Consider the following 17802-nt stretch of genomic DNA (forward strand, 5'->3'; position numbering starts at 1 on the left):
CGATTGGTGGCCGTCTTCCTCAACCCACGGGATGCCCGTGCGAGCAGTGGTCCTCCCCCGGCAGGATCTCATGCCCCTGGATGCAGGTCCGTTGCGGGGCAAGGGGCCGGTCATGGCTGCTGAGGAAGATACTGCTGGAGGCACGCTCGATGCCCTCGTCCTCCCGCCTCAGCCATTCCGCCAGGTGCAGCCGGTGATGCTCCCCGGAGTTTTCCCGCTTTTTCGATTCATCCGCCTGATGCCTGAAAGGTATCTTCACCATGGCACTTGCGACCTTAAATAACGTCCCTGTTCGGTGCAGGGAGGAACCGGTGGAACCATGATAGGAGCCGCGCAACCCTCCGGCAATCACCCGCAGCACGCCACCCTGCAGCGACATCCAATGCCGGCTAACTGCCGTTTGGGGCGTGAAAACGGCAGCTACTCAGCAGTCGCTCGGGGGAGGAGGGCGTGGACACGGCGGAGCCGTGCCAGCCACCAGTCCCGCCGGTCCGCGGGAGCCGCAAACCGCTCAAGCAGCCCGGCGTCGGCGGCAACGTCGCGCAGGCGGATGGCGCCGTCGTCGGCCACTAGGGGGTCCGTGGTGATGTCCGAGTCAAACAGCGACACCGTTCCCAGGCCGCAGGCGTAGGGCAGCTCGGGCAGGGCGGCGGCGAGGGCAAGGCCCGCGCGGATGCCGATGGAGGTGTCCAGCGCGGAGCTGACGACGGCGGGGAGTCCGGCCTGTGCCACGATGTCCAGGGCGCGCCGCACTCCCCCAAGCGGTGCCACCTTGACCACGATCAGGTCCGCCGCGCCCGCCCGGGCCACCCGGAGCGGATCGGTTTCCTTGCGGACGCTTTCGTCGGCCGCGACCAACACCGGCGTCCCGGCGTCCCGAAGCCGGGACCGGACCTCGGCAAGGCCCTCGATGGAAGGCACCGGCTGCTCTGCGTATTCCAGCCCAACAGGCGCCAGCCGGGTCAACGCCTCCACGGCGCCGGGCACGTCCCAGCCGCCGTTGGCGTCCACGCGGATGGCCGCGTCCGGCAAAGCGGCGCGCACGGCACGGACCCGGGCGACGTCGTCGTCAAGCGACTGGCCCTGCTCCGCCACCTTGACCTTGACGGCGTCCACGCGGCCGAACCGGGCCAGGACGTCGGGCACCCGGTCCGCGGAGACAGCCGGCACGGTGGCGTTCACCGGGATGCTGTCCCGCAGCGGGGCCGGGAACCCCTGCCAGCCCGCCTCGATGGCGGCGGCCAGCCAGTGCGATGCCTCGGCGTCGCCATACTCGGGAAAGGGGCAGAACTCGCCCCAGCCCGCCGGCCCGCGGAGCAGGAGGGACTCGCGTTCCATGATGCCCCGGAACTTCACGCGCATGGGCAGGCTGACCACGTGCGCGCTGGCCAGGAGTTCGTCAAGCATGCCGTTTACTGTAGCCGCACCTCACTGCGAATTTTGCGCGTCGTGGAGGCACAGGGCCAGCGAAGGAAAGTCAGATCCACTTGTTGTGCTTGAACGCCAGGTAAAGGGCCAGCCCCATGGCCGCCATCACGCCCAGCGCATAGGGGTAGCCATAGGTCCACGCCAGTTCGGGCATGTTGACGAAGTTCATGCCGTAGATGGACGCCACCAGCGTGGGGGCGAACAGGATGGCAGCCCAGGAGGAGATGCGCTTGACCTGCTCGTTCTGCTCAAAGCTGGACTCTGTCATCCGCTGCATTTCATCGTTTTGCCGCTGGGCCACGAGGGCGGCGTTGACGGCGAGCGCGTTCTGGAGCAGGGCCCGGAAGGATGCCACGCGTTCATTGATCCTGAGGACGTGGTCCAGGACATCGCGGTAGTGGTCCCGAAGCTCGGTTGACTGTTCGCGGTCCGGGGCTCCGGCGATCAGGGCCTGCAGTATCCCCGCCAGCGGACTCGTGGCCCGCTGGAAGGTGATGACCTGCCGGGACAGTTCATAGATGCGGCGGGATACGTCCGGATCCGCACCGAACAGGTCATCCTCAATTTCGTCGATGTCGTTTTCCAGGCCCGCCACCACCGGCTCGTATTCGTCCACCACCTGGTCCAGGATCCCGTAGAGCACCGCGTCCGGTCCCAGGGCCAGGAATTCCGGCATGGACTCCATCCGGCGGCGGACCTTGGCCAAATCCGGGGACTCGGCGTGCCGGACGGTCACCACGTACTCGTCGCCGGCGAAGACGTGGATCTCGCCGAAGTCCACCCTTTCTTCGTCGTCACGGTACCGGGCTGGCCTCAGCACCAAAAACAGGCACTCGCCGTAGTGCTCCAGCTTGGCCCGCTGGTGGCCGGCAAGTGCGTCCTCGATGGCCAGCGCGTTGAGGTCGAATTCCTCGCCGACGGACTGCAGTTCCTCTGCGTCAGGCCGGTACAGCCCTATCCACGCCATCCCCTCCCGCTGGCGGAGCAGGAAGTAGGTCTCGTCAAGGTCTTCCGGGTCCTCGGTGCGCAGCCCGTTCACGTACACGGCGTTGTCGATGATGGTCACGGCGTGGCCTCCCTGGCCCGTTCGCGCTCCCAGTCGTCCAGCAGGGCCGGCATCCGCGCATTGAGGAACCGGTAGAACCGGGCCATGTCCGCCACCCGGGCCCGGGCCGCTGATCCCTCCGGGAGGGTTTCCGCCGTGGCGTCGGTCAGGGCCGCCAGCTTTTCGTAGATGGGGCTGTTCCGCATGGACACCACGTACCACTCGTCCTCATGCAGGGCGTAGAGGTCGCGGCGGCTGCCGGGCTGGGAGACGCGATGGACGAAGCCCACCGTCTGCAGGTACCGCACAGCCCCGGAGACCGCCGCGGCGCTGGCCCCCAGCCGCTCCGAAAGTTCCGCAGCCGTGAGGCTCCCCTGCTCGGAGGACACCAGTGCCAGCAGGGTCCGTGCCGGCATCTTGGGGAAACCGGCGGCGGCGAAGGCAGCGGCAGTTATTTCGGCAGCGGCGGCGGTGGAAGCCGCGGCGGCCAGCGTGTCCCGGGCAGCCGCCACCTCAGCTCGGGTGCTCATGCCGACCCCACTTCCCGCCGCCGCATGCCCGCAATGGCCAGCGCGGCGGCAGCCGCGGCGATGGCCAGCATCCACCATGCGCCGCTCCAGTCCGTGGCGTCCCCGTGCGGTACCGGTGTGTGGGTGAACGGGGACAGGTCGCGCAGGCTTTGGTCCAGCCCCAGCATGCCCCCGAAGATTCCCAGCATCACGCCCAGGGCCAGCAACGCCCAGCTGGTGGCGGTGGTCCCGGCAGGCCACAGGACGAACACCAGCGCCGGAACGGCAAGGTAGATCAACGCTGCGGGCAGCTGGGCCAGCTCGGTTTCCCACAGCGCATCGGCCGGCATTGAGGTATCCCCGGAACCGGTGAGCGTGGCCCACGCCCCCACCCCGGCCAGGCCCACCACCAGCACCACGGCCCCCGCGCCCAGCAGCAGGTAGCCGGCCAGCCACCGGACCCGGCCCACCGGTGCGGCCAGCAGGAGTTCGGCGGTTCCGGCGGCTTCCTCCTGCCGCAGCCTGATCACCGCCTGGAGGGCGCACGCCGCCGCCAGGACCCCGGCCATCGAGAAGAGTACCGACACCATGAGCTGGGTCAGTGATGTGCCCTGCGACTGGAGCATGGCCCGCATCACGGCAGTGATGTTGGTGTCAGGGGTGTCGACGGCGGCAATCGCCTTTCCGAGCGACCCCGCCAGCAGCCCGAGGGCCAGCCCGCTGAGCCCCCACCCGATGATCGACCCGGACTGCAGCCGCAGTGCCAGGGCTGCCGGGCTTCGCAGCCCCGGCCGGGCGGCGGCGCGTCCCGGCCTGGCGCCCCAGACGCTTGCCCCGCTGTCCCGCGTTCGGAGGATGAGCCAGGCGGCCGCGAGGCAGCCGGCGGCGAGCCCCACCGGCAGCAGCAGCGGCCAGGTGCGGTTGCCGGAGAACGCGAACGTCTGCTGGCCCCAGCCGATCGGTGAGAACCAGCTGGCAGCCCCTTCAGTCATAGTGGTCCCGTCGGCGCCGGGCGTTCCGGTGGCGTCCCCGATCCCACGCAGGATATAGGCCAGGACCACCAGCGCGGCCGAGACCCCGTTCGCACCGCGCGAAGTCCCCATGAACTGGGCCACCAGCAGTCCCACGCCCAGGAAGGCGAGGCCGACGGCGCCCGTTGCGGCTCCGGCGATCAGGGAGCCTTGCGTGTCCAGCCCCTGGGCGGCGAAGCCACCGAACACCGCGAGCGCCACGAGGATGTTGGCCGTGGCGCCGTGCAGCAGGGTGGCGGCGTTGGGCAGCAGGCGACCGGCAGGCGTGGCGGCCACCAGTTCCGCCGTCCCGGTTTCCTCGTCCGCCCGGGTGTGGCGGACCGCGAGGAAGGTGCTCATCAGACCTGCCAGCAGGGCAAGGAACGCGTAGATCAGGAAGAACGTGAAGGCCCCCTGCTCAGCGCCGCGGGGCAGGCCGCGCAGCATCAGGATGGCGGGCGTGGCGATGGCCACCTGCAGGATTTCCGTGCGGCTGGCCACGTTGCCGTAGGTCTGGGTCACTGCGGCGGCTGCGAACCAGGCGAACGCCCCGATGGCCGCCACCCAGCTCAGCAGCTGCCAGCGGTCCCGGCGCAGCCGCTGGCCCCAGAGGACCAGGAGGACGGCCATGTCAGCTCCGCCCCCTCGCGCCGAGCAGGTGGCGCCGGGAGCCGTGTCCGCCGTCGGGCGCGTCAGCCTGTGGCCCTGCGGTACCGGCGCTGTCGCCGTAGTGGCGCAGGAACAGTTCCTCCAGGGACGGCGGAACAATCGTCAGGCCCTGAACGCCCAAGGCGCCCAGGGCAGGAAGCACCTCCGCGATCCGGTCGGTGTCGGCGCTGAACCGGATCCGCCCGGCGTCGACCGTCAGGTCATGCACCGCGCCCAGCCTGGCCAGGGCCTCCGGGTCCAGTCCGTCAGCGGCGAAGGAAACCTCGGACCTGGTGAGGTGCCGCAGGGAGTCCAGCGTCCCGCCGTCGACAATCCTGCCCGCGCGGATGATGCTCACCCGGTGGCACAGCACCTCCACCTCGGAGAGGATGTGGCTGGAGAGGAGCACGGTGGCTCCGCGGTCGACGGCGGTGAGCAGCTCCCTGCGGAAGACCTCCTCCATGAGCGGGTCAAGGCCGCTGGTGGGTTCGTCGAGCAGGTATACCTCGGCTTCGGTGGCGAGGGCCGCGATCAGGGCCACTTTTTGCCGGTTGCCTTTTGAGTAGGCGCGCCCCTTCTTGGCGGGATCGAAGTCGAAGACCTGGCACAGCCGGTCTTTTCGACGCCGGTACGCACCGCCGTCGGCGGTGCCGCCGCGCAGCCGGGACAGCAGGTCGATGGTTTCCCCGCCGGAGAGGTTGGGCCAGAGCCGGACGTCGCCGGGAACGTAGGCCAGCCGGCGGTGCAGCTCCACCGCCTGTGTCCAGGGCTCAAAACCCAGGACGGACGCGGAGCCGGACGTGGGCCTGGCCAGCCCCAGCAGGATGCGCAGGGTGGTGGATTTCCCGGCGCCGTTGGGACCCAGGAAACCGTGGATCTCACCGCGCTGGACTTCCAGGTCGAGGCCGTCAAGGGCCTTGACGTGCCCAAAGTGCTTGTGCAGGTTCGCTGTGTGGACAACGGTGTTCATGGTTCAAGTCTTCGAAGTTTTCACAAATTTATGAAGGTACTAAAGTCCCCACTATGAGCACCGGCCACCCCCAGTCCAGCGGCAAGGCCGCCAGCTCGTCCTCGGCACCGCTGTATGCCGCGGGGTTCGTCACCGCTTTCGGTGCCCACAGCATCGCGGCCGGGCTGGGCGCGCAGAGCGGAAACATCGGGCTGACCCTGCTGAACCTGGGCATCCTGCTGGCCCTCTACGACGTTGCCGAGGTCTTCCTGAAGCCCGTCTTCGGTGCGCTCAGCGACCGGATCGGCGCCAAACCCGTCGTCGTCGGCGGCCTCTTCGCTTTTGCCGCCCTGTCCTTGATCGGCCTTGGCGCAGCTGACCAGCTGATCCTTGCCCTGGCCAGGCTGGGACAGGGGGCGGCGGCGTCGGCCTTCTCGCCGGCGTCGTCCGCCATGGTGGCAAGGATGGCCCGCGGCGGGAAGGCCGGCACCTACTTTGGCCGGTACGGGTCCTGGAAAAGCCTGGGATACATCATCGGCCCACCGCTGGGCGCGGGGCTGATCCTGGCCGGCGGTTTCCCGCTGCTGTTCGGCACGCTGTCCGCGCTGGCTGCGGTGACCGCGGTGTGGGTGCTGCTGTCCGTGCCGCATCTGGCGCCGCTGCCGCGGAAGCGGTACACGGTGCTGGACCTGGCGCGGCAGGTGGGCGAGCGCCGGTTTCTGGTCCCCACGCTGGTGCTGGCTGCCTCAACGGGTGCGTTGGGTGCCGCCGTCGGCTTCCTTCCGGCGCTGGCCACCCGGCACGGCCTGGACGCCTTCGCCGGGACGGCGGCGGTGAGCGTGGTGGCGCTGGGCTCGGTGCTGACCCAGCCGTGGATCGGGCGGCTGCGGGACCGGCACGCCGTCACGGACAACAGGGGCACGACGACGGGCCTGCTGCTGATTGCCGCGGGCGTCGGCGTGGTGGCGGCCGCCCCGGGAGTGGTCACCATCTTCGTTGCCGCGGCGTTCATCGGGGTTGGGATCGGCGCGGTGACCCCCCTCGGTTTCGCCCACCTGGCGGACACCACGCCCCCCGAACGGATGGGCAGGACCATGGGCTCGGCGGAACTGGGACGCGAACTGGGCGACGCCGGCGGGCCGCTGCTGGTGGGCGGCATCGCCACGGCCACGGCGCTTCCGTTCGGGCTGGGTGTGCTGGCGCTGCTGGTGGCCGCGGCGAGCATCCCCCGGCTGGACCCGGTCCAACCCACCCACCGCAGCCCAATCAACCCCCCGCGGCCCAACTAGCTCGCAGTAACTGTCGTTTTGAGCCCTGAAAACGACAGTTAGTGCGAGCCAGTTTCAACGCTTGAGAGGTCTTCCAGCTTTCTGTGTCACCCTTAACCGCGATGACTTTTTCACGGCAACTACCCACCAGGACCCCGGCCCGGCCTGCCCCGGGCTCGGCGTTCCTGTTCGTGCTGTCCACCCTGGCGTGCATTGCCGGGCTGGTTGCCACCTACTACTTCTTCGTCCAGACCACCACCGGACAGTTCATTGACGAGTCCGCGCTGGTGGAGGCCGTGGAGATCCACGGCCCCGCCGGCAAGGCCGCCACCCGGTTCCTGGACCTGCTGCCCACCATCTCGCTGGTGATGGCCGCCGTCGTGGTCCTTTTTGTGACGGTGATCCGGCGGCACTGGACGGAGGCAGGGATCGCCGTGGCCGCGTGCATCGGCGCCAACGTGGCAACCCAGGTACTGAAGGACCTCCTGCCGCCGCGCCCGGACAAAGGCGTGTTGACGCTGGAGCTGAATTCGCTGCCGTCCGGGCACACCACCCTGGCCGCGTCCGCGGCGGCTGCGGTGTTTTTGATGGCGTCGCCGCGCTGGCGCCCCATGGCCGGCTTCATTGGCGGCACCTTTGCCATCGCCTCGGGGGTGTCCACGCTGATCAACCAATGGCACCGGCCGGCCGACGTGGTGGCAGCGTTCCTGCTGGTGGGGGCGTTCATGATCCCTGCCGGCTGGCTGATCCTCCGCCGTGGTTCATGGAACGAATGGGACGGGTTCGGCGAGCATGTGGGATCCGCCCGGATCTGGCTTACGCTGCCGGTGCTGATCGGCTTGGCCTCGGCCGTGGTGGCGGTGTATTCGTTGATCCGGATTGCGCCCAGTCCATGGCAGGAGGCCAGCACCACCAACTACTTCTGGGCGGGCATCTCCCTGATTGTGATCGCGGGATACCTGGCCACCGTTGCCACAACCTCCCTGTTCGCCTACGCGGCACGACGGCGGGACGCGCCCAGTAGCACGGAGCGGCCGCCGGCAGCGGGGTTTTGAGCAAATCTTGAGGAATTGATACCCCTGGCTTGAGCCATGCCCGGGATAGTTGCAGGTGCCCGGGCGGCGTCTTGAAGTGGGCGCCGCCCGGTACCCCCACTGCTCTCCCGCTTGCAGCCTCTCCGGCGGAGGTCTCAGGGATCGAGCCGCTTGCGCAGGAGGCAGAACTCGTTGCCTTCCGGGTCCTGCAGCACGTGCCACTGCTCGTCGCCGGTCTGCCCCACGTCGGCCGGCCGTGCGCCGAGGGCCAACAGGCGTTCCAGCTCCGCGTCCTGGTCCCGGTCCACGGGGTTGACGTCGATATGCAGCGGAAGCCTCCCCACCCGCGGATTGCTGCTGGGGCTCAGGAAGATGGTGGGCTGCAGACCGCCGAAGCCGGCATCGGGCGGTCCGATCTCGATCGCACCATCCTCCCGGTCGATCTCCACATAACCCAGGACCCCGCTCCAGAACCGCGCAAGCAGTTCCGGGTCGGCACAGTTCAGGACCAGTTCGCTGATACGGCATGACATGGTGCCAGTGTACGGACGGGCCGCGGCTGCGTGCGGGCGGACACGGACCGGAAGGCACGACGGCGGCACGCACCTTGCGCGGGAACTCACCTTCGACGCGCATCGCCTTTCCCGACGCGCAGGGTTGTTCTCGACGCGCGTAGTTGTTCTCGACGCGGATATTCCCCTCCGCGGCCCAAATATCCGGGGCGCAAAGGCAACTGCGGGTCGAAAGTGAATATGCGCGTCGTGACGAGGGCGGGCAGAACCACCGCTGGACGGGCAAGCTCCAGCCCGGCGGGAGGCGGCGCCGCTGCATGGGGGGTGTTAGCAGCGGCGCCTTCTTCCGTCGGGCTGGCGGTGGACCGGCGCCTAGAAGGTCGTGGACAAGCAGGTGACTTTGTTGCTGTTGTTTCCTTGTTCAAGTGACACGGTGGCTGACGCGGTGGTCTGCACCTGGTTCGCGTATGTCGCTGTGACACGGATGGTCAGTGGGGTGGTGGTCCTGTTGGCCAACACGATCTGCGAGTTGATGGTCAGGGTGATGGTGCTGGTTGTTCCCAGGCTTACGGACTCGTTGTAGGAGGGCCCATACGTGCCGTTCGACTGGAGTGCGGCGTAGGTAAGTGTCGTTGGCGCCGTCGTCCCCACCGCTGACAAGGTTGCGGTTTGCCGCGGGTTGTCATTGGTGCAGGTGAATCCCGAGAACTGGTTCGGCCACGCGCCGGAGGCAGTGACGGTCATGGTGGCCGTGGCGCTCTGCTGCCAGAGGGCCGAGGCCGAGGCGCCGCCTATGCCCAGCAGCACCGTGAGGATGAAGGCCCCGGCGGCCAGGCCCGCACCGGGAACATTCCCGAACCGTGCCATCTACTGCGCCCCGGCAGCCGCGTTGTCCCGGGAACGGGTCTTGCGGACCGACCTGTACACGGTGATGGCTCCGCAGCCGATGAGTGCCACGGCAGCGATGACTGTCCAGGTCCCACGGTCGGAATTCCCCAGGAAGTTGGCCACGAAACCCACGTACGGGACTGCGTAGAACAGCTTGCCCTTGACCTGGATGGCGCGGACGGGGTTCTCATCGTTGGCGCCGTTGTTGTCGCCCTTGGTGATCAGTGTCTTCTCGCCCTGCTGGGTGGACCCGAACCCCACGATCCGGTGCGTCTCCACATCGGGCCGGCCTGAGTAGAGCTGGAAAGTGATGACGTCACCATATTTCAGCTCATCAAACGGGGCAGGTTTCATCACCATGAACGTGCCCGGCGGGTACTTCTGCGCCATGGATTTGGTCAGCACCGTGTAGGTCTGCGAACCCGTCGCCACCGGAACCACGATGAGGACCAGGGCGGCGAACAGTGACACCAGCATGGCTGCCATGCCCAGGAAACGTCCGACGACGGCCCAGGCGGCAGTGCGCCTTCGTCCACGCTGCCGGGTGGTTGCCGGAGTCCCGCTCCGCGGTTCTGTCGGGTCGGCTTCGCCGCCCAGCAGGCGTTCGGTCAGGTCAGCAGCCACTGGGCACCCCGCAGAGCTGACGTGCGGTGAGTTGGAGCGAGATGTTCACTGCCTGTCCTTTCACTGTGGAGGGGGCGCTGGTGCTCAGGCTCACCTGGAAACAGAAGACGGTGGAACCGCCTTTGGCAACCGTGGGCGAGACAAGCCCTGCGGTACTGATTGACGCGAAGCCTGTGGCGGTGCTGCATTCCGCGGAGGAAGCCGCAGATTTGGCGTTGACGCTGACGTAACTGGCGAGGGTTCCGCCGCTGACGTTTGCGATGGTGGGCTGGCCTGCCGTGATCGCCGTGTTGAACTGGCCGCCGGCATTGGTGTTGTTGGTGACCACCACTCCGCCGTAGACCGAGGTGCCCGGGCCCAGTGTCCCTGCGGGAGAAAGGGTCAAGGTGGCAGCCGAACCGTCAGCAAGGGTCATTGTGGTTGTTTGTCCCGTGTTGACCGCCGTCAGCGCCGTATCGAACGACGCCGACGTGATGGTCCCAGGGGAGGCTGATGCCGCCGCGCTCCACAACGCGTAGGTTCCCTGAACGGTGAACAGTCCCAGGACCACTGCAACGGCGGTCAGCGCTGCCGCCTGCAGCCTGCGCTTGGTGCGCATGGTTCCTCCTGGGTCCTGATTCCGGGCTTCGGTCAATCCAGCCGGGTGACCTTGAGGCCACCCGCCTGCGCAAGGCTAGGAAAGACCGGTCTGGGTCACCTGGGTCAGCTGGAACGCCACGTTGTTGAAGTTGTAATTCGCTGTGGTGTCCGCGCGGCCGGCAGTGCTGGACAGGAACTCAAAGGTGATTGTCGCGGTGACCGTCTGGGCTGAACCCGTCGGCAGCAGGGGGTTGGCTACGGGCGCGCCGGCAACGGTAAGAGCCGGACCGGTCACAGACACGTTGGCGGTCGTGAAGCCGTTGGTCGCGGTGATGCCAGTGGTTGCCACGTTGGCGGCCATCTTGTTGCCGACCAGGGTTACCGTCAGATCCTGGGTGAAGGTGAGCTTGTCGCCCGGGACCACCTTGTAGGTGCTGATGTCGGCAATCGTGGTGCCCGCACGGTCCTTCCAAACACCGGATGCAGTCTTGGCAACGTTCAAGTCACCGGCAACGATGGTTCCCGGAGCCGCAATTGCCTCCGCGTTCCAGTTGGCCAGGGTTCCCCCGCCGCCCAGCAACAGTGCTGCGCCAACGGCGATGGCTGCGGTTCCCTTAATCAGAGTGCTGTTCTTCATGATGTCCCCTCAGACTTTTTGTGTGTGCGTTTTGTCTAGCTGGGGACAACATTGCCGTGCCAAGCTCAGGAAGTGAGGGGGTAAAACGTCAACGAAAGCTCAAGTTATTTGAAATTTCAACCCGCCCCTGACCTGCACTTCTATCGGAATACAGCTTATTTCTGCTCCACCAACAGCCGGCACCAGGCATCGGTCAGCCAGTCTGCGAACCGTTCCGGACTCCACCCGCGCTGATCCACCAGCAGCACCCAGTATTCGGGCCCGTTCATGCTCCACACGGCGTCGGCCAGCTCTTCGGCAGGCCGGTCCGTCCGCAGTTCCCCGGTGGAGGCAAGGTCCTCAACGAACTTCAGCATGTTCGCCGCCCGCCGGTTGGAGATTTCCTGCCACAGTGCTGCGCAGTCGGGATCCGTGCCGGCGGCATCGCGCAACGCCACGTATACCGGAGCCAGGCGCGGCTGGATGCGGGCCAGAGCATGGGCGTAGATGGAAATCTTTTCGGCTGCCGCCTTCGCCTCCCGCATTCGGATCACATAGTCGCGGCGCTCGGCGGGCACCGCCTGGCCGGTCCCGGAGATGGCCGTTTCCACCACTTCCCGCAGGAGGTCCGGTTTTCGGCCGATGGTGGCATAGATGGTGTCGACGGCGACGCCAGCCCTCCGTGCGATGCCGGCCACGGTGCTGGAACGGTAGCCCTCCCCCACAAAAAGTTCACGGGCAGCAGCCAACACGGCGTCGCGGGTGGCCGCCGCCTGTTCCTTCCGGAGCGGCGAGTGATAGCGGCGGGCCGGGGCATTGACTGCATCCATCGGGAGGCCTACCCTAATTTCATCCGAAGTATATTCGGATGAATCTTAGCAGGAAGCCCGGACAGGCAGTAGCGAACCCGCAAGGCGGCGGCAAAAGCCGCAACGCCGTGGCAGGCTCACAGCAGTCCGGGGCGGAAGGGCAGGCGTCATGTCAGAGCACTTCGATACGGTCGTCATCGGCGGCGGCCAGGCGGGTTTGGCCATGGGCTACCACCTGTCCCTCCTCAAGCGCCCCTACGTCATCCTGGATGAGAACGCCAGTACCGGGGACAGCTGGCGCAGCCGCTGGGACTCCCTCCGGCTGTTCACCCCGGCCCGGTACGACGCCCTTCCCGGCAGCCGCTACCCGGCTCCTCCGTGGTCCTACCCGTCCCGGGAGGAGTTTGCCGGTTACCTGAGCAGCTACGCGGAAAGATTCGCGCTGCCGATCCGGAACAACGTCCGGGTCACCAGCCTCAGCCGCAGCGGACATCACTTCGTCATTGAAACCGAGAGCGGCCGGCAGTTCGAGGCGGACAACGTGGTGGTCGCCGCCGGCTGGGACCGGAAGCCCAAAGTTCCGGCATTCGCACATCACCTCAACCCTGACATCCAGCAGTTCACGGCGGCAAGCTACAGGAACCCAGGAGACCTCGCCCCGGGCCCGGCCCTGGTGGTCGGCGCGGGCAATTCGGGCGCGGACATTGCCCTGGAGCTGGCCACCAGCCGCACGACATATCTCTCCGGCAGGCATCCCGGCGAGATTCCTTGGCCCATCGACGGCGTGGCAGCAAGGCCACTGACCCTCGCGGTCTTCTTCGCTTTCTCCCACGTCCTGACGCTCAATACGCCGATGGGCCGCAAGGCCCGCCCACAAATCCTTGCGCACAGCGGACCACTGGTCAGGGTGAAAAACCGGGACCTGGTGCGTGCCGGCGTCGAACGCGTCCCCAGGACGGAGGACGTCAAGGACGGCCGCCCGTTGCTGGCGGACGGCCGGACCCTTGAGGTTGCCAACGTCATGTGGTGCACCGGCTTCCGGCCCGCGCTGGAGTGGATCCGTCTGCCAGTGTTCGGCCCGGACGGCGAGCCGGAGCAGGACCGCGGCGTTACAGCGCAGGCGGGGCTCTACTTCCTGGGCGCCATCTTCCAGCAGTCGCTGGCGTCCTCCATGGTCCACGGCGTAGGCACGGACGCAGCGTTCATCGCCAGGAGCATCGCAGCAACCAGGGCATCCACGGCAACACAGACACCGGCCGGCGTCAGGCCGGAAGGTTCAGCTGCTCCACAATGATCCGCGCGGTTCCGGGGTCGCCCAGGATCCTGAAGTGCCCCGCCACCGGGAGTTCAATGTTGGTGGCACCGGGAAGGACGCTCCCCTCCGGAATGTGCGGATCGAACGGCCCGTAGATGGACGTGATGCGGCTGTTGACAGTCAGTTCACGGGACATCTGGAGGGTCAGGGCGTTGCGCGGCGAGAAGATCCGGAGGCTGGGCAGCAGCATGTACCGGGCGTAGCGCGAGCCGGAAAACGGTGCGCACACGGCGATCATCCGGTCGATCCGGTGCTCCGGGTCCAGGGACAGCATGGCGTACTTCCCAATCAGGCCGCCCTTGCTGTGCGCCACCAGGATGGCATCGCGCAGTCCCGCCTCCTCCAGGTGCTGGGCCACCAGCTTTGCTGCGTCCGGGACCTTCATCTTGTTGCGCTGCAGCACCGTGACCACGTGCACGGGATGCCCGGCGTCGTGGATGGCCTGGATGAGCGGCATCATGAACTGCCAGTTTTCGTACACGCCGGGAATGATCAGCACGGGCTGCCGGGTGCCGTTGCGGAAGGACTCCGGCTGCACGCGCGACAGGAATCCGCGGACCTGCCAGCCCGCGGCATAAACATAGTCCTGCGCCCACCACACGGCTTTTTGCAGCGGGCTGATGCGGGCTTCAGCGCCGGGATCACTCATGTGTCGAGAATAACGCGCTCCTGCGACACTTCCCGCAATGACGGTCCGGGGGAAAGTGGAGCCGCAGCTGGACCTGGCGTATTGGCCCCGACCAGCTTCACCGTGACTAGCGCTGGGTGCAGGCGTCGTCCACGAGGCGCCGGGCCAGGTTCAGGGCACGCTTGCCGTAGCGGGCGCCGTCGAGAACCGCGCCTGTTGCATAGGCCCCGTTGAGGACGATGAGCAACTCCTCGGCCAGCTCGCCAGGGTCCTGCGCACCGGCGTCGGCTGCCAGCGACTGGAACCAGTCCCGCACCTGCTGCTTGTGCGCTGCCGCCACCAGATGGGCCGGGTGGTTGCCCTCCGGGAACTCGGTGTTCGTGTTCAGCATCGGGCAGCCGCGGTAGGTAGCACCGGCGGTATCTCCGGCCAACACCTCAAACACGGCAGTGAGTTTCTCCCGGGCGTCGTCGCGTTCCCCGGCCGCCTGCCGCATCCGCTCGAACCAGGCGTCCGCGCGTCCCTGAACGAACGCTGTGGCGAGGGCGTCCTTGGTGGGGAACTGGCGGTAAATGGTGGCGTTTCCCACCCCGCATTCCTTGACCACCGTATCCATCCCGACCGCGCGGATTCCCCGCTGGTAGAACAGGCGCGTGGCCACCTCAAGCACATTGCGCCGGTTCTCCTCGCCGCTCTTGCGCGCCACGGCAAACCCCACCCTTCCAAAACCCAAGCCAAAAAATGTACCGCCTTTAGTTTGACAGACGGATCGATCCGTCACAAACTAATGAGAACGATCCGTCACATCAGATCCGACCCGATAAATAAGAAGCTAAGGGAACCACCATGAAGACTGCTGTCCTCGGAACCGGCACTGTCGGCCGCACCATCGCCACCCGCCTGGCAGAGCTCGGACATACCGTGACCATTGGCACCCGCAGCCCCGAAGCCACGCTCGGCCGCACTGAGGCCGACGCCATGGGCAACGCACCCTTCGCCACCTGGGCTGCAGCAAACCCGGGCGTCACGCTGGCCGGCTACGCAGAGGCCGCCGTCGGGGCAGAGCTCATCGTCAACGCCACCAACGGCAACGGATCCCTGGATGCCCTGGCACAGGTAGGCGCGGAGAACCTTGACGGCAAGGTCATTCTGGATATCGCCAACCCGCTCGATTTCAGCCAGGGCATGCCGCCCACCCTGTTCGTCAAGGACACCGATTCACTCGGTGAGCAGATCCAGCGCGCTTTCCCCACCGCCCGCGCGGTGAAGTCCCTCAACACCCTCAATGCCGACCTCATGGCGCGTCCGGACACCCTTCCCGAGGCCAGCACTGTCTTCGTCTCCGGAAACGACGCGGACGCCAAGCACATGGTCACGGAACTGTTGAAGGATTTCGGCCACCAGGACGTCATCGACCTCGGGGACATCTCGACCGCCCGTGGCACGGAGATGCTCCTCCCTGTCTGGCTTCGCCTCTGGGGCGCCCTCGGCACGCCCGAGTTCAACTTCAAGATCGTTCGCTGACCCGGGGAACCGGTTCGGGACGCCAGCCTTGGGGTGGCGTCCCGGCGGTCAGCAGTTGCGGCGGTCAGCAGTTCCTGCGGTCAGTAGTTGCGGCGGTGCTTCAGGCGGGGAATGACGACGCCGAACACGGCCGCCGCCGCGAACCCCAGCAGGCCTGTGGCTGAGATCCCCGGGCCCAGGGAGGCCAGGGCGGTCACCCCGGACAGCAGGACCGGGCCGCCTGTGGAGCCGGCATCCGCCATGAACCGCCAGAGGCCAAGGAACTGGCCGCGGCCCCGGTCCGGCGAGAAGTCGGCGCCCAGCGTCATCACCAGGCCGGAGCTGATGCCGTTGCCAAAGCCGATCAGCAGCGCCGCCAGCAGCAGTCCCACAAAGGAACCGGTGAGCGGGATCAGGAGCAGCGCAGTCCCCATGAGCAGCGTGGAGGGAATCGCCACCCACTGCCGCCCCTTCCGGTCCATCAGTTTCCCGGCGGGATAGAACACCAGCATGTCGATGGCACCGGAGAGCCCGTAGATCAGGGATGCGGAGGTGGCGTCCATGCCCAGGTGGTCGGCCCAGAGCGGGATCACCACCTGCCGGGAGGACCGCAGCGCGCTGAGCAGCAGGATGCCCACGCCCAGGGAAAGGAACACGCCGGCATGCGACACCGCGACGCTCCGAAGCGTGGGCTGGGGGCCCGCGTCCCCGCCCAAGGGGACATCCGGCGTCGCAAGGTCCGGGATGGTGAGGGACAGCAGCGCGGCGGCCGCCATGGCCACCACCCCCACCCAGTAGGCGCCGGCGATGCCGAAGAACTGCATCACCGCCGCGCCCGCGAACGGGCCGATGAACACGCCGATGCGGTTCACGCCGCCCAGCGTGGACAGCGCCCGGGCGCAGAAGGCCACCGGCACCGCCTCCGTCAGGTACTTCTGGCGGGCCAGGCCAAACACCGCCCCGGACATCCCGACGACGGCCATCGCCACGGCGAGCAGCCACAGTCCGTTCGGGGCCAGGGCGGAGGTGGCGGCGGCTGCCAGCGCCAGGCCACCGGCGACGGCGGCGCCCACGATGGACCAGCGTTCACCGAAGCGAAGGGTTACCAGCGACGCCGGCAGGTTGAAGAACCAGGATCCCAGTCCGATGAGGGTGACGATCAGGGCCGCCACTGCCACCGAAGCGCCCAACTCGCGGGCAGATAATGCCACCACCGGAAGGATGGCGCCCTGCCCAATTCCGAAGAGCAGTGTGGGTCCGAAAGCGGCGACCGCAATGCTGCGCAGGCTGAAGGGCTGGGAGGGGTCCGGGGAAGTCATCAGATTTATCCTATGGCCGCCCCCTCCCTGGGGAGGCTGCGGTGTGACGCAGCGGACAGGGACTCACAGTGGCCTCCGCGGAGACTGGATCAATCAACGGGCCCTTGGTTCCAACCCGGCCAGGGCGCGGAACAGGTTGACGACTTCCACCACCGCCCCGATGGCCGAGCCCACGATGCCGAGCACCAGCAGCACCCGCACCAGCACCGGCCAGCCGGACCAGCCGGTGCCGAAGTCGAAGGGAAATACCTCCCACAGGCGCAGCATGGCGGCAACCCCGAAGCCTATGACCACCAGGTTGCCCAGCGCCACGAGGGTACGTGCGTGGATCACCACGCAGACGAGGTTGACGATGATGCCCGCGATCAGGGACGCGTTGATGAGGTCAAGGACGCGGGACATGTCGGCTGTCAGGAACGGCAGCACCTGCCACCCAGGCCACATGTTGATCCCGTACAGCAGCAGGGCGTTGACGATGGCTGAGCCAAGGTTGCCGCTGCGGCTGGTGGTTGTCCTGTCCGCCATGGCAACAGGGTCCGGCATAGGGACCATGCCCGAAAGTGCCGAAGGTCCCCCGGCGGCGCCTTCCTGCCACCGCCCAGCCCTACCGCCCAGCCGCCGAGAACCCATGGACCCACGAACCGGACAACGGCGGGCCCTTCGGCCCTGTTTCGCCGACGCCCAGGGCAACCACGCTGGCTGAAGGAGGTGGTGGAAGATGTTTACTCTTCGCACCCTGGGCGGCATCGCCCTCTTGATGGCCGGGAACAGCTGGTTGTGGATTACGCCCACCTTCGCCACCCGCGGGGTCAACACGTCAGGTATCTGGTGGAACATCACCATGGTGCTTGCGCTGCTGACCGTCTTGGGGTTCCTGGTGGCCACGTGGGGACTCTTTGCCCGGTGGAGCTGGTGGGAAAATGCGGCCCTCGCGTCGGCTGCACTTGGGCTTGTGGCCTTGGTGCCCTTCTGGTTCGCAGCCATCGGCGGGGGCGAAACTGTCGGGACCACGGCGTGGAATGTGTTCGTCCACGTCCTGATGGTGGCCGGCGTCGCGGTGTTGCTGCTGGTCCCGTCGCTGGAGCGGTGGGTGAACCAGCAGGTCATGGGATAACCGG

Annotated in this window: 21 protein-coding genes; 5 read left to right on the plus strand and 16 right to left on the minus strand. The window is 67.3% G+C overall.

The genetic code is table 11. The features are described from left to right. Window positions 1–19: 19 nt before the first annotated feature. From FB478_RS13430 to FB478_RS13455, 6 genes are all read right to left on the minus strand, one after another. Window positions 20–262: a hypothetical protein gene (locus tag FB478_RS13430; protein WP_018768635.1), complete on the minus strand. Its 243-nt coding sequence runs from the start codon at window positions 260–262 to the stop codon at window positions 20–22. A 158-nt stretch (window positions 263–420) separates the two neighbouring features. Then, on the minus strand, window positions 421–1407 hold the full coding sequence (locus tag FB478_RS13435) for an o-succinylbenzoate synthase (RefSeq protein WP_144600843.1): 987 nt from the start codon (window positions 1405–1407) through the stop codon (window positions 421–423). A 70-nt stretch (window positions 1408–1477) separates the two neighbouring features. After that, complete coding sequence (corA, locus tag FB478_RS13440) at window positions 1478–2494, minus strand: magnesium/cobalt transporter CorA (RefSeq protein ID WP_018768637.1); 1017 nt, start codon at window positions 2492–2494, stop codon at window positions 1478–1480. Continuing rightward, window positions 2491–3003 (minus strand): GbsR/MarR family transcriptional regulator, encoded by a 513-nt coding sequence (locus tag FB478_RS13445; protein ID WP_134163956.1) that lies wholly within the window; start codon window positions 3001–3003, stop codon window positions 2491–2493. The genes corA and FB478_RS13445 overlap by 4 nt, the downstream gene beginning before the upstream one ends. Beyond that, window positions 3000–4622: an ABC transporter permease gene (locus FB478_RS13450; RefSeq protein ID WP_261377402.1), complete on the minus strand. Its 1623-nt coding sequence runs from the start codon at window positions 4620–4622 to the stop codon at window positions 3000–3002. The genes FB478_RS13445 and FB478_RS13450 overlap by 4 nt, the downstream gene beginning before the upstream one ends. Before the next feature lies 1 nt (window position 4623). After that, window positions 4624–5610 (minus strand): ABC transporter ATP-binding protein, encoded by a 987-nt coding sequence (locus FB478_RS13455; RefSeq protein WP_144600845.1) that lies wholly within the window; start codon window positions 5608–5610, stop codon window positions 4624–4626. Window positions 5611–5663: 53 nt separating this feature from the next. Between FB478_RS13455 and FB478_RS13460 the strand changes: the two genes are divergently transcribed. Together FB478_RS13460 and FB478_RS13465 are read left to right on the plus strand one after the other, a co-directional pair. Next, window positions 5664–6878: an MFS transporter gene (locus tag FB478_RS13460; RefSeq protein ID WP_144600847.1), complete on the plus strand. Its 1215-nt coding sequence runs from the start codon at window positions 5664–5666 to the stop codon at window positions 6876–6878. A 101-nt stretch (window positions 6879–6979) separates the two neighbouring features. Further along, window positions 6980–7912 (plus strand): phosphatase PAP2 family protein, encoded by a 933-nt coding sequence (locus FB478_RS13465; protein ID WP_144600849.1) that lies wholly within the window; start codon window positions 6980–6982, stop codon window positions 7910–7912. Between the two features lie 134 nt (window positions 7913–8046). Here FB478_RS13465 and FB478_RS13470 read toward each other — a convergent pair whose 3' ends face one another. From FB478_RS13470 to FB478_RS13495, 6 genes are all read right to left on the minus strand, one after another. Further along, on the minus strand, window positions 8047–8424 hold the full coding sequence (locus FB478_RS13470) for a VOC family protein (RefSeq protein WP_018768643.1): 378 nt from the start codon (window positions 8422–8424) through the stop codon (window positions 8047–8049). Window positions 8425–8775: 351 nt separating this feature from the next. Continuing rightward, the gene (locus FB478_RS13475) at window positions 8776–9270 is read right to left on the minus strand and encodes a hypothetical protein (RefSeq protein ID WP_056392971.1); all 495 of its coding nucleotides are present in this window, start codon (window positions 9268–9270) and stop codon (window positions 8776–8778) included. Then, on the minus strand, window positions 9271–9915 hold the full coding sequence (locus FB478_RS13480; RefSeq protein ID WP_144600851.1) for a signal peptidase I: 645 nt from the start codon (window positions 9913–9915) through the stop codon (window positions 9271–9273). Continuing rightward, window positions 9905–10513, minus strand: a complete 609-nt coding sequence (locus FB478_RS13485; RefSeq protein WP_144600854.1) for a hypothetical protein — start codon at window positions 10511–10513, stop codon at window positions 9905–9907. The genes FB478_RS13480 and FB478_RS13485 overlap by 11 nt, the downstream gene beginning before the upstream one ends. 75 nt (window positions 10514–10588) lie before the next feature. Then, window positions 10589–11131, minus strand: coding sequence for an alternate-type signal peptide domain-containing protein (locus FB478_RS13490; RefSeq protein WP_018768647.1), 543 nt, complete (start codon window positions 11129–11131; stop codon window positions 10589–10591). A 155-nt stretch (window positions 11132–11286) separates the two neighbouring features. Next, the gene (locus FB478_RS13495) at window positions 11287–11940 is read right to left on the minus strand and encodes a TetR/AcrR family transcriptional regulator (RefSeq protein WP_144600856.1); all 654 of its coding nucleotides are present in this window, start codon (window positions 11938–11940) and stop codon (window positions 11287–11289) included. A gap of 148 nt (window positions 11941–12088) precedes the next feature. On the opposite strand from FB478_RS13495, the gene FB478_RS13500 reads away from it, so the two are divergent. Next, window positions 12089–13213, plus strand: a complete 1125-nt coding sequence (locus FB478_RS13500) for an NAD(P)/FAD-dependent oxidoreductase (RefSeq protein ID WP_144600858.1) — start codon at window positions 12089–12091, stop codon at window positions 13211–13213. Here FB478_RS13500 and FB478_RS13505 read toward each other — a convergent pair. Both FB478_RS13505 and FB478_RS13510 read right to left on the minus strand, forming a co-directional pair. After that, window positions 13182–13883 carry a triacylglycerol lipase gene (locus FB478_RS13505; RefSeq protein ID WP_144600860.1) on the minus strand — a complete coding sequence of 234 codons (702 nt, stop codon included), beginning with the start codon at window positions 13881–13883 and terminating at the stop codon, window positions 13182–13184. The genes FB478_RS13500 and FB478_RS13505 overlap by 32 nt on opposite strands. 106 nt (window positions 13884–13989) lie before the next feature. Beyond that, window positions 13990–14595: a TetR/AcrR family transcriptional regulator gene (locus FB478_RS13510; protein ID WP_261377403.1), complete on the minus strand. Its 606-nt coding sequence runs from the start codon at window positions 14593–14595 to the stop codon at window positions 13990–13992. 113 nt (window positions 14596–14708) lie between these two features. Between FB478_RS13510 and FB478_RS13515 the strand changes: the two genes are divergently transcribed. Then, on the plus strand, window positions 14709–15386 hold the full coding sequence (locus FB478_RS13515) for an NADPH-dependent F420 reductase (protein WP_144600862.1): 678 nt from the start codon (window positions 14709–14711) through the stop codon (window positions 15384–15386). An 80-nt stretch (window positions 15387–15466) separates the two neighbouring features. Here the strand turns inward: FB478_RS13515 and FB478_RS13520 are convergent, their stop codons facing one another. After that, complete coding sequence (locus FB478_RS13520; protein ID WP_144600864.1) at window positions 15467–16684, minus strand: MFS transporter; 1218 nt, start codon at window positions 16682–16684, stop codon at window positions 15467–15469. A 93-nt stretch (window positions 16685–16777) separates the two neighbouring features. Further along, entirely contained in the window at window positions 16778–17209 is a 432-nt protein-coding gene (locus FB478_RS13525; protein WP_056393166.1) for a hypothetical protein, read from the minus strand. Between the two features lie 193 nt (window positions 17210–17402). Between FB478_RS13525 and FB478_RS13530 the strand changes: the two genes are divergently transcribed. Further along, window positions 17403–17798, plus strand: a complete 396-nt coding sequence (locus FB478_RS13530) for a hypothetical protein (RefSeq protein WP_056392959.1) — start codon at window positions 17403–17405, stop codon at window positions 17796–17798. Window positions 17799–17802 lie beyond the last annotated feature (4 nt).

It is taken from the genome of Arthrobacter sp. AG367 (assembly GCF_007828995.1).
Taxonomy (GTDB): domain Bacteria; phylum Actinomycetota; class Actinomycetes; order Actinomycetales; family Micrococcaceae; genus Arthrobacter.

Bases quoted from the DNA above. Each gene is read 5' to 3' on its own strand.
- FB478_RS13530 (WP_056392959.1), top strand. From the start codon at position 17,403: ATGTTTACTCTTCGCACCCTGGGCGGCATCGCCCTCTTGATGGCCGGG.
- FB478_RS13470 (WP_018768643.1), bottom strand. From the start codon at position 8,424: ATGTCATGCCGTATCAGCGAACTGGTCCTGAACTGTGCCGACCCGGAA.
- FB478_RS13475 (WP_056392971.1), bottom strand. From the start codon at position 9,270: ATGGCACGGTTCGGGAATGTTCCCGGTGCGGGCCTGGCCGCCGGGGCC.
- FB478_RS13490 (WP_018768647.1), bottom strand. From the start codon at position 11,131: ATGAAGAACAGCACTCTGATTAAGGGAACCGCAGCCATCGCCGTTGGC.
- FB478_RS13460 (WP_144600847.1), top strand. From the start codon at position 5,664: ATGAGCACCGGCCACCCCCAGTCCAGCGGCAAGGCCGCCAGCTCGTCC.
- FB478_RS13445 (WP_134163956.1), bottom strand. From the start codon at position 3,003: ATGAGCACCCGAGCTGAGGTGGCGGCTGCCCGGGACACGCTGGCCGCC.
- FB478_RS13485 (WP_144600854.1), bottom strand. From the start codon at position 10,513: ATGCGCACCAAGCGCAGGCTGCAGGCGGCAGCGCTGACCGCCGTTGCA.
- FB478_RS13455 (WP_144600845.1), bottom strand. From the start codon at position 5,610: ATGAACACCGTTGTCCACACAGCGAACCTGCACAAGCACTTTGGGCAC.
- FB478_RS13450 (WP_261377402.1), bottom strand. From the start codon at position 4,622: ATGGCCGTCCTCCTGGTCCTCTGGGGCCAGCGGCTGCGCCGGGACCGC.
- FB478_RS13515 (WP_144600862.1), top strand. From the start codon at position 14,709: ATGAAGACTGCTGTCCTCGGAACCGGCACTGTCGGCCGCACCATCGCC.
- FB478_RS13430 (WP_018768635.1), bottom strand. From the start codon at position 262: ATGGTGAAGATACCTTTCAGGCATCAGGCGGATGAATCGAAAAAGCGG.
- FB478_RS13435 (WP_144600843.1), bottom strand. From the start codon at position 1,407: ATGCTTGACGAACTCCTGGCCAGCGCGCACGTGGTCAGCCTGCCCATG.
- FB478_RS13495 (WP_144600856.1), bottom strand. From the start codon at position 11,940: ATGGATGCAGTCAATGCCCCGGCCCGCCGCTATCACTCGCCGCTCCGG.
- FB478_RS13525 (WP_056393166.1), bottom strand. From the start codon at position 17,209: ATGGCGGACAGGACAACCACCAGCCGCAGCGGCAACCTTGGCTCAGCC.
- FB478_RS13500 (WP_144600858.1), top strand. From the start codon at position 12,089: ATGTCAGAGCACTTCGATACGGTCGTCATCGGCGGCGGCCAGGCGGGT.
- FB478_RS13505 (WP_144600860.1), bottom strand. From the start codon at position 13,883: ATGAGTGATCCCGGCGCTGAAGCCCGCATCAGCCCGCTGCAAAAAGCC.
- FB478_RS13465 (WP_144600849.1), top strand. From the start codon at position 6,980: ATGACTTTTTCACGGCAACTACCCACCAGGACCCCGGCCCGGCCTGCC.
- FB478_RS13520 (WP_144600864.1), bottom strand. From the start codon at position 16,684: ATGACTTCCCCGGACCCCTCCCAGCCCTTCAGCCTGCGCAGCATTGCG.